8 protein-coding genes are annotated in these 9,724 nt (G+C 34.6%); 4 read left to right on the forward strand and 4 right to left on the reverse strand.

Going from position 1 to position 9,724, the window contains the following annotated elements:
• Window positions 1-6: 6 nt before the first annotated feature.
• Entirely contained in the window at window positions 7-1,230 is a 1,224-nt protein-coding gene (locus tag Q0948_RS09310; RefSeq protein ID WP_298350243.1) for an HD domain-containing protein, read from the reverse strand.
• A gap of 108 nt (window positions 1,231-1,338) precedes the next feature.
• Between Q0948_RS09310 and Q0948_RS09315 the strand changes: the two genes are divergently transcribed.
• Window positions 1,339-2,886: a bifunctional response regulator/alkaline phosphatase family protein gene (locus Q0948_RS09315; RefSeq protein ID WP_298350241.1), complete on the forward strand. Its 1,548-nt coding sequence runs from the start codon at window positions 1,339-1,341 to the stop codon at window positions 2,884-2,886.
• Window positions 2,887-2,981: 95 nt separating this feature from the next.
• Here Q0948_RS09315 and Q0948_RS09320 read toward each other — a convergent pair whose 3' ends face one another.
• Entirely contained in the window at window positions 2,982-4,778 is a 1,797-nt protein-coding gene (locus tag Q0948_RS09320) for a helix-turn-helix domain-containing protein (protein WP_298350239.1), read from the reverse strand.
• A 224-nt stretch (window positions 4,779-5,002) separates the two neighbouring features.
• A complete protein-coding gene (locus Q0948_RS09325) occupies window positions 5,003-6,856 on the reverse strand; it encodes a helix-turn-helix domain-containing protein (RefSeq protein WP_298350237.1) in 1,854 nt (617 codons plus the stop codon).
• An 858-nt stretch (window positions 6,857-7,714) separates the two neighbouring features.
• Between Q0948_RS09325 and tsaE the strand changes: the two genes are divergently transcribed.
• The 3 genes from tsaE to Q0948_RS09340 all read left to right on the forward strand — a co-directional run bounded on the left by tsaE (window position 7,715) and on the right by Q0948_RS09340 (window position 9,073).
• On the forward strand, window positions 7,715-8,122 hold the full coding sequence (gene tsaE / locus Q0948_RS09330; RefSeq protein WP_298350235.1) for a tRNA (adenosine(37)-N6)-threonylcarbamoyltransferase complex ATPase subunit type 1 TsaE: 408 nt from the start codon (window positions 7,715-7,717) through the stop codon (window positions 8,120-8,122).
• A gap of 269 nt (window positions 8,123-8,391) precedes the next feature.
• Window positions 8,392-8,520: a hypothetical protein gene (locus tag Q0948_RS09335; RefSeq protein ID WP_298350233.1), complete on the forward strand. Its 129-nt coding sequence runs from the start codon at window positions 8,392-8,394 to the stop codon at window positions 8,518-8,520.
• A gap of 259 nt (window positions 8,521-8,779) precedes the next feature.
• Window positions 8,780-9,073: a hypothetical protein gene (locus tag Q0948_RS09340; protein WP_298491297.1), complete on the forward strand. Its 294-nt coding sequence runs from the start codon at window positions 8,780-8,782 to the stop codon at window positions 9,071-9,073.
• Between the two features lie 222 nt (window positions 9,074-9,295).
• Here Q0948_RS09340 and Q0948_RS09345 read toward each other — a convergent pair.
• The coding region (locus tag Q0948_RS09345) for a T9SS type B sorting domain-containing protein (protein WP_298350229.1) at window positions 9,296-9,724 on the reverse strand (429 nt) is incomplete at its 5' end.

A 9,724-nucleotide genomic window follows, 5' to 3' on the forward strand; every position in this document is an offset into this window, starting at 1 on the left:
GAAAAATTAACGTTTAGGTTTTGGGTAACACAGATAGTTTTTAACTACTTCTTTAGTAAGCGATTTTAAACTAAGCTGGTCACTAGCCTTTACAACATCTACAATCTTTCCATTACTCAATAATATATTAATACCCCCTTTTTTATAATTATACGCTTGATTAGATATCGTACCCGTAATTACAAAGTAATTTGCCTCTTCTTGAGAGATACCATACTGCTCCATAAGGGCGCTTCTATGCTTCTCTAGCTTTGCTGGAGCAAATGGCTTCTTACGTATTTTTACTTTTAATAAGTCTCTATTTATAATACTCTTAGACAGCTCAGAAAGCACAAAGTCCTTATGCGAGCACCACTCCTTCATTGCCGAAATAATGTCATAATCATCAAGCTGTGCAAAGGTATCTAAGCTCTTTTTTATGGTATCGCTATCTATTTGATTTTGTAAAAAGAACTGCAGTGCCTTGCTAGAAGGTAATATCTCACCCTCTCGCGAGAGCTCTTTTGCTCTTTTAAGCACGCGTGTGAGTAACTGCTCTGCCACAATACCTGTTTTATGTAAATACACTTGCCAGTACATAAGGCGTCGCGCCACGAGAAACTTCTCTACCGTATACACACCTTTTTCTTCTACTACTAGGTGGTCATCCTTTACATTGAGCATTGCGACTATGCGCTCTGTATTAATATTACCCTCTGCCATACCCGTATAAAAGCTATCGCGCTTGAGGTAGTCTGTACGATCCATATCTAGCTGCCCAGAAACCAGCTGATTTAAAAAGGAGCGATGATATGACCCTTCAAAAATCTGTATGGCGAGCGTTAAACTTCCGTTAAACTCCTCATTGAGAGCCTCCATAAATAAGGTAGAAATGTCTTCGTGACTCACCCCATCTACAATGCTATGCTCCATCGCGTGAGAAAAAGGACCGTGACCTATATCGTGTAATAAGATGGCTATAAGTACAGCTTCTTGCTCTGCCTCAGATATAACAACACCTTTGTCTATAAGGACTTTGAGCGCTTTTTGCATTACACCCAGACAGCCTATAGCGTGCTGAAATCTGGTGTGGTGCGCCCCAGGATATACTAGATAAGAAAGTCCCATCTGGGTGATACGCCTCAGTCGCTGAAAATATTTATGCTGTATGAGATCAAAGAGCACCCCATTTGGTATGGTAATAAACCCATAAATTGGGTCGTTAATAATTGTAACTTTGGAAGACTGCAATAGAAAAAGTTTAAATTCTGTTGTTTTACGCTTTCGCGAAAGCGTACTCCTTACAAATATAAGGTTTCACCATACAACGGTAAGGCCACTAAAGAACTAACTATATATATGAGCAACATACAAATACTCTGGGTAGACGACGAAATAGACTTATTAAAACCACACATCCTCTTTCTGGAAAAGAAAAACTATAGCGTGACCACCTGTGATAACGGTGCAGAGGCAGTAGATATGATAGATGAGCAAAACTTTGATATCATATTTCTAGATGAGAATATGCCTGGCCTCACGGGGCTTGAGACGCTCAATGAGATAAAAAATAAAAGAGAAAATGTACCCGTCGTGATGATCACTAAGAGCGAAGAAGAGTACATTATGGAGGAAGCCATAGGCTCAAAAATAGTAGACTACCTTATAAAACCGGTAAATCCTAACCAGATCTTACTAAGCTTAAAGAAAAACCTTGACCATAGCCGTCTTATAAGCCAGAAAACAACATCCTCATACCAGCAAGAGTTTAGAAAAATTGCGATGGACCTCTCTATGATAAATAGTTTTGAGGAGTGGAGCGAACTGTACCAGAAACTCATTTACTGGGAGATGGAGCTAGAAGGCATAGAAGATAGCGGGATGTTTGAGATTCTAGAGTCTCAAAAAACAGAGGCAAATAACCAGTTTTGTAAATTTATAGATAAAAATTACCCAGACTGGTTTGACGGTTATGAGGCCCCTACAATGTCTCACACCTTGTTTAAAGACAAGGTACAACCTCATATTAAAAAGGGTACTCCTACCCTTTTTGTAGTGATAGATAATATGCGCTATGACCAGTGGAAGGCTTTTGAGCCACACCTTGCTGCTCATTATAAAAAAGTAGAAGAAGAGCCTTACTACAGTATACTCCCTACGGCAACACAGTATGCTCGTAATGCCATATTTTCTGGGCTTATGCCAGAAGATATGAAAAAGAAGCACCCCAACCTATGGCTTGATGACACAGACGAGGGAGGAAAAAATATGCACGAGGCGGCTTTTCTTGAGGCGCAACTTAAGAGATTAAGCCTAGATGTAAAGTGGGAATACCACAAAATCACTAATCTTAAAAATGGTAAAAAGCTAGCAGACAACTTTAAGTCTCAGAAGGATAATGACCTTACTGTGGTGGTCTATAACTTTGTAGATATGCTCTCCCACTCTAAAACCGAGATGGAGGTCATAAAAGAACTAGCTAGTAATGATAAGGCATACCGCTCTCTTACAGAGAGCTGGTTTAAAAACTCACCGCTGCTCTCTATGATACAGCAAGCACAAGAGCTAGGTATGAAGCTGGTTCTTACTACAGATCACGGTACTATAAATGTAAAAAATCCATCTAAGGTAATAGGTGATAAAAACACGAGTCTTAACCTACGTTATAAAACAGGCCGTAGCCTCACCTATGAAGATAAAGATGTACTCGCAGCACCAGACCCGCGCACCATACACTTACCTTCTATAAATATGAGTAGCTCTTATATTTTTGCAAAGAGTGACCTCTTTTTTGCCTACCCAAATAATTTTAATCACTACGTGAGTTATTATAGAAATACCTACCAGCACGGAGGCGTGAGCCTTGAAGAAATGGTGATTCCATTTGTTGTAATGGAACCTAAATAGACGTATTACGCTTTCGCGAAAGCGTAAACTCAACTAAAAAAACCACAGCCAGAAGCTGTGGTTTTTTTGTGATGCTATAAAATATCAAAACGTAGTTACCCCGTTTTATTAATTCGCTCTAAAAAGTCTATCACATTATCATCTTTTTTTGTCACAGCAGTCTCTTTAATACCCTCTAGATTCTTAATAAAATAAGATACAGAGAGTCCAGTCACACGCTTAAAGTGTGTAGAAAATGATTTTACGTTAGAAAAACCTATCTCCTCTGCAATGGCGGCAACGGTGTATGAACGTAGTTTATGAGAAGCATACAGCTCCGTAAGCACATAATTAACACGTAAATCACTTAGGTACGTAGAAAAATTATCAGATTTTTCTACGTTAATGTATTTAGAAAGATAGGAGGCGTTTGTTCCTATTTGTGCAGCAAGACTCTTAAGCGTCACGTTATGAGAAGTAAAAAGGGCCTTTTTCTCAAAACGGTCTAGACCTTCTTGTATCTTTTCTAGTTGCGCTGGCTTTATGTGTGATAAAGGGCCGTCTTGCTCAGCTTTTACAACTGCTAAGGTTTCTTCGGCTTCCATTATAGGGTTTGTTTCTTGTACGACCCACTCACTATATATGGCGCGCAATTTTTCAAAACGTTGTTTTAAAATACGTCGCTTTCTATATTGAATAAGCGCATAAAATAGGGCAAGTAACCCTAGGCTTATAAAAAAAATAAGACCAACCGTGCGCTGTTTTTTATCACCCTCAAGACTTTGTATGACTGCTTCCTTTTCTGAGAGTAATTGAGGGATCGTATAAGATGCTACAATACCATCACCTATGGTTTTACTAAGTGATCCATAATCCTCTTCATAGGTTATCATTTTATTTAGGTACTCAATTTGTTTTGTGCTATTACCCGTGTTTTTGTAGTGTGTAAGGAGGTAATCGTAGGTGGTTTTAAGTTCTTGAAAGAAATAATCTGCACCACCAGTCTTGTGTAAACTATCAGTTTTAAGAAATGAAGCGAGCGCCTCTTCAGGCTGCCGTAGTCCTTTATGAGCAATACCTTTTAAAGCATAAGAGCGTGATAACTCATCATCATCTGCATCTAGATTTTCAACCAAATATTGATTAGTAAACTTTAATCCCTCTTTAAAATTATGTGATTTAATATAGATGCCTGCTTGTAACCCTACGTAGGATAAATAATAGTCATTATCACTAGCATCTTTTGCATATTGCTCAATCTTTGATATATAATGTGTGGCGCTGTCTAATTCATTTATATCATAATAAGCAGTAGCAATATTATATTGCACAGATGCCAATGTTTCTTTATAAAAAGCTTCATCACCATATAGAAATATTTTTCTGATCTTATCTGTACTGTAGGTCTTTTCAATTTCTTTTAAAACTTGTATTCCCTCAACGGCTTTATTATTATTAACAAGTAATACTGCTATTAAGTTTTTTAGAGACCATTCATTTGATAAGTTTTTAGATTTTTCTGCAAATTTTAAGGCCTCTTGAGCTGTATCATAAGATTCTTGTAGTTGATCAATGTAAAGAAGATTGATAGCCTTTTCAATTAATATCTGCTCATATAAGTCTGATGATTCTTGTTTGTCTGTATGTTGAAGTGCATAATCTATACTTGCAATATCTCCTCTAAAAGTACCCAAATTACTATAAAATTTAGCAAAGTCAGCTTTTAGCTCTTTTTGCTGAGCTTCTATAATCAGAGACTTAGCATAGAGTTCTATAGTGAGTGAATCTACATCTGCAGGTGGCTCAACTGCAAATTTAAAAAACTGTTTTCTAAGTACTGAGTAGTCTATAGAAGCTATAGAATCTGGTACTTCTTGATCTGTGATATACGGTAGGTCTTGGCTGGATACCAAAGCTGGTAGGCAAAGAAGTATTGTTAAGAAATATAAGGTGTAAACCTTCATAAGGGAAACTAACTAATAGCCGACAAAAATAAAGATTACATTTTAAATTTTACGAAATTTCTTACGTCTTTACAATCTAGTTATACTTTAAGCCACCTATTGATCATATAAAACTTCAATATTACAAAGAGTAAGTACGCTTTCGCGAAAGCGTACTAAAAAACAAATATTACTTAACCAGCTTTATTCACACGATCAGAAAGGTTGATAACGCCGTCCTTCTCCTCATTAGAAAAGCTGTCTCGCTCACTAGAAAGATTTTTTATAAAATAGGAGACCGAAAGCCCAGTGACACGTTTAAAGTGTGTTGAAAATGATTTTACGTTAGAAAAGCCTACCTCCTCTGCTATAGCGGCGACCGTGTAAGATTTTAATTTTGGATTGTTATAAAGCTCTTTAAGGACATAATTAATTCTCAAATCATTTAAGTAAGTAGAAAAATTCTCAGATTTTTCTACATTAATATATTTCGAAAGGTAAGAAGCGTTTGTCCCTATTTGTATGGCAAGACTCTTGAGGGTCACGTTATGAGATGTAAAAAGAGCCTTTTTCTCAAAACGATCTAAGCCTTCTTGTATCTTTTCAAGCTGGGCTGGTTTAATATGTGATAATGCGCCTTCTATATGATCTTCTACAACAGGCAGCTTGACTGCAGTAGCTTCTTCTCGTTTCTCCTCAGTGGTTATGCGTTCACTATAAGTATCTCTTAAGTTTATAAAACGTTGCTTTAACTTGAGTCGTCTTCTATATTGATAAACCGCAAAGCTTACCGCTGCCAGCCCCAATATTACAAATAGTATTAAACCAATGTTCTTGCTTTCTTTTTCTTGTTCTAATGTCTTTATCGCATTTTCTTTTTCTGACAGCAACTCTGGTAACGTGTAAGACGCTATTATCTCGTCACCTACATTCTGGCTAAGTTTACCATACTCCTCTTCATAAGCAATCATCTTATTGAGATATTCAATTTGTCTAGCTACATCTCCTGTTTGTTTATAATGATTGTGTAGATAATCATAAGTAACTTTTAAATCTGAAAAGAAATAATCTGATCCTGCAATATCACGTAAACTATCGGCTGTAAGAAATGAAGTTAGAGCCTTCTCAGGTTGACTTAAGCCCTTGTAGGCGATGCCTTGCATTGTATAGGAGTGAGAAAACTCGTTATTATTTCGGTTAATAGAAACATCTAGATATTCGTTGGTTAATTTCAAACCTTCTGTATAGTTTTCTTTTCTTATTAAAATACCACCTTTTAAGCCTAAATACGCGCTAAGATATTCTTTACTACCAGAGATATCTGCATACTCCTTTACTTTGTTAATATATTCAGAAGCTTTTTTATATTTTTTAAGTTTAAAATATGTTAAAGCCAGACTATACTGTATCTCTGTAAGAGCTTCCTTAATATATTGATCTGTCCCAAACTTAAATATTTCATTAATTACATCAGTATGATGTAACTCTTCAAGTTCTAAATACATTTTAATACCCTCCTTAGACTTACCACTGTCTTCTAGTAATAAAGCCATAATATTTTTTGTAGTATACGCTATAACTGGATTATTAAAACGTTGATTCTTATCATAAGCCTCTTGAGTTAAACTATAAGCTTCTTCTAAATTAGATTCTATCCGTATAAAATAAAGAGCTTTACTTATTAAAGCCTCAATGTAAAACTCGTCAAGATTATGTATTGTGGTATACCCTATTACATAATCAATGGTAGGTAAACTATTCTCTCGGTAATCACTTAGTGTAATATAAAATTTAGAGACTTCTAGATGATCATTTTTCTCTGTTGCTTTGATTATTAAATCTTTACTGTACAACTCTAATAATAGCGTATCAATTACTTGAGGGTCTTTGTAAGTAAGTTCAAAGAATTTTTTCCTTACTGCTTGATAATCTTGTAGTCGTATAGAGTCTGGGACCTTATTATCTATTAGGAAGGGTAAATCTTGAGCATTACCAGAAATAGTTACAACAAAATAAAATAAAAAGAGGAGAAAAACGCGCTTCTTCATAAATAGCAAGTAAAACTCAAAAATATACATTCATTGATAAACAAACGAAATTTCTTACTTAATTCATTAAATGAATAACACCTAATAGTTTTTACTTAAAACATAAAAGTAAGTGTATGTCGTACCGCTGTTTTATGCCGTCATTTTAGCAGGTTTTTTGACTTCAAATGTCTATTTGAAATACATTATGCCTTTTTTACTTTAAATGGACAAAACAACGACCAAACCTTTGTCTTTCAGCACACTGCAATTTCGGTAAAAAGATAAATATAGACGGTATATTTATAAATGTACCTATACCCTAGTTGATTGGTATGGTATAAAACAAGACCTTTAAATTATTAATGTCGTTTAAGGACAATCAAAAAATGGACAAGTACCTGATGTAATTTACTATATACAATGGATTAATTGTAATTTAAGGTACTATCACAATTCTAATAATCGGTGTTTATTAACTCGTTTTTATACTACATATTAGGGGTTTGCAACTAAAACAAGTTATATGAAGGGGTCTAACAGTTAATCAAATGTTACCTTCAAATCTATTACAGATTGACATCGATTTATTAGAATTATATTAAGTATTGCTCTCGCACTACTTCTTTCAAAATTTTTATTTCTTTTTATTAGAAGACAACAGTTTTGTACTCCTCCTTCCTACTTCTTAAGGAAAGGAGTAAAATTCTATTCAAAAACTTTATGCCAGTTTTTCTAAATGAATTGACAATTATTATCACAATCCTTGATTGAAAGAATATTCCTACGTATTTAGATATATTAAGACTCGTATATAGTATTTGAACGATAAAAGTTTAAAAAATTCTTATATTAGCAACGCCCTTAAAATACTTAATAATGCAAATATCTTATGATTTATCTGATATAGAAGCTATTGCAGATAAAATCGTCACTACCGTCCAAAGCAACGTATTGCTTTTTTATGGAGAGATGGGTGCTGGTAAAACAACACTTATTAATGCCATTGCAAAAAAACTTGGTGTGACAGACACCATAAGTAGCCCCACTTTTTCTATTGTTAATGAATATGTCACAGGTAATGACCAGCTCATTTACCACTTTGACTTTTATAGAATCACAAATCAAGAAGAAGCGCTTGATATGGGATTTGAAGAATATATATATAATGGTGACTGGATATTTATTGAGTGGCCTGATAATATTTCAAAATTTTTACCAAAAGAAGCAGATATTATCAAGATAGAGAAGCAAAACACTAATAAAAGAGTAATATCAATAAATTAATTATGTTAAAATTATGTTAATGTAATTTATTGAAAATGTAAGTTTTTTCTGATAATTGAATTTTACTTATTGACAAAAAACATAACATAAAACTTTTAATCGAAAAATAAGATTTTAATAGATAACCCCTAACAAGTGTAAAATGTTGTTTTCGTGTATTTTTTTTCAAAAAAGGCGCGAATGTACAAAAAAAAGCAATTGGTTATAATTTGATAGAATTGAGTGATGTTTGTATCAACAAATCATTAATACTCAAAACACTCTAAATTATGAAAATTAAAGCTTTACTATTAGGCCTGCTTATCGCAGGAGCAACAGCATTAACGTACACTGCAATAACAGAAAATGCAGAACAAGCAATCGAAAAAGCAGCAATTAAAGTACCAACACACGGATAAAAGAAAAATTTTATCTGTAAGTACTATAATTGCTTTATGTATAGTGCTATCGCCTATACTATTTTATGTATATCAAGGATTCCCAAACGTAAAAACTTGGGAATCCTCTTTGTTTGGTACCATACACAGTAATTATTACGAAAGTATTCACACCTTAGCTTGGGTAGTTTTTAGCAAAATTGTTCCCTTTATCTTATTATTAATCTGGTTTTTCACCTGTAAACACTGGTGGTATCATTCTATTTTAGTTCCAATAGCGATGTATGTTTTCCAGATATATAGTATACTTAATGATGATATACAATTTGTAGATGATGATGAATTCTACATTATCATACCTATTATAGCCCTTGTCGCAGCTATAACGTATACAATCAGAACCAAAATATTTGATCGTTTATATGGTGTAAATCTTGACCAAGAGCTTAAACGTGTACGTTGGAATGGTAAAATTGTTACCATACCCGCAGACTCTCCTTTAGACCTAAAACTAATTAATGATGAAGACGATGAGATTATAGATGAAGAGGAGGAAGATGATGATGTTTTTTAAGGTTCTCTTATTCCACAAAAACCATACATTAGTTTAGATAATAAACATACATACTCTAAGATCCTTATATCTTGTTTTACGCTTTCGCGAAAGTAACCACTCTCCTATTAAATCTAAATTAAGCTATTATATATAGCTTCTAAAGGTTAAGACTAAAACAACATCATAAAAAAACTCCCTACAGCCGTAGGGAGTTTTTTTATAGTACAACGTGATGGTTACCTATCGCTTCAACGTAAAGTGACCATTTATGGTTCTCTGTGTCCCTAGGTCATCTACCTCTGTAAACTCTACTCTAAACCAGTAGTCGTTACTTGGCATCGGTTGTCCATTAAAGGTACCGTCCCATCCTGGGCTTGTAGGGCTCAGTTGTTTTAAGAGCTTCCCGTATCTATCAAAGATAAAGATCTTCGCATTCAGGTTAGGGTCTACCCCTAGCCCTATGATATTCCACGTATCGTGGAAACCATCTGCATTAGGTGTAAAGAAGCGTGGGTAATCTATAATCCCTATCTCAAACTCAGAGATCGAACAGTTACCACTTGCTAGTCTTCCAAAAATGGTGTGTGTCCCTGGAGTCACATTTGTAAAAGTCGTACTACTCTGGAACGGGCCATCATCTAGTGCAAACTCATACTCAGAGTTAGGATT

The organism is uncultured Dokdonia sp. (genome assembly GCF_947496725.1).
In the GTDB taxonomy this organism is placed as follows: Bacteria; Bacteroidota; Bacteroidia; order Flavobacteriales; family Flavobacteriaceae; genus Dokdonia.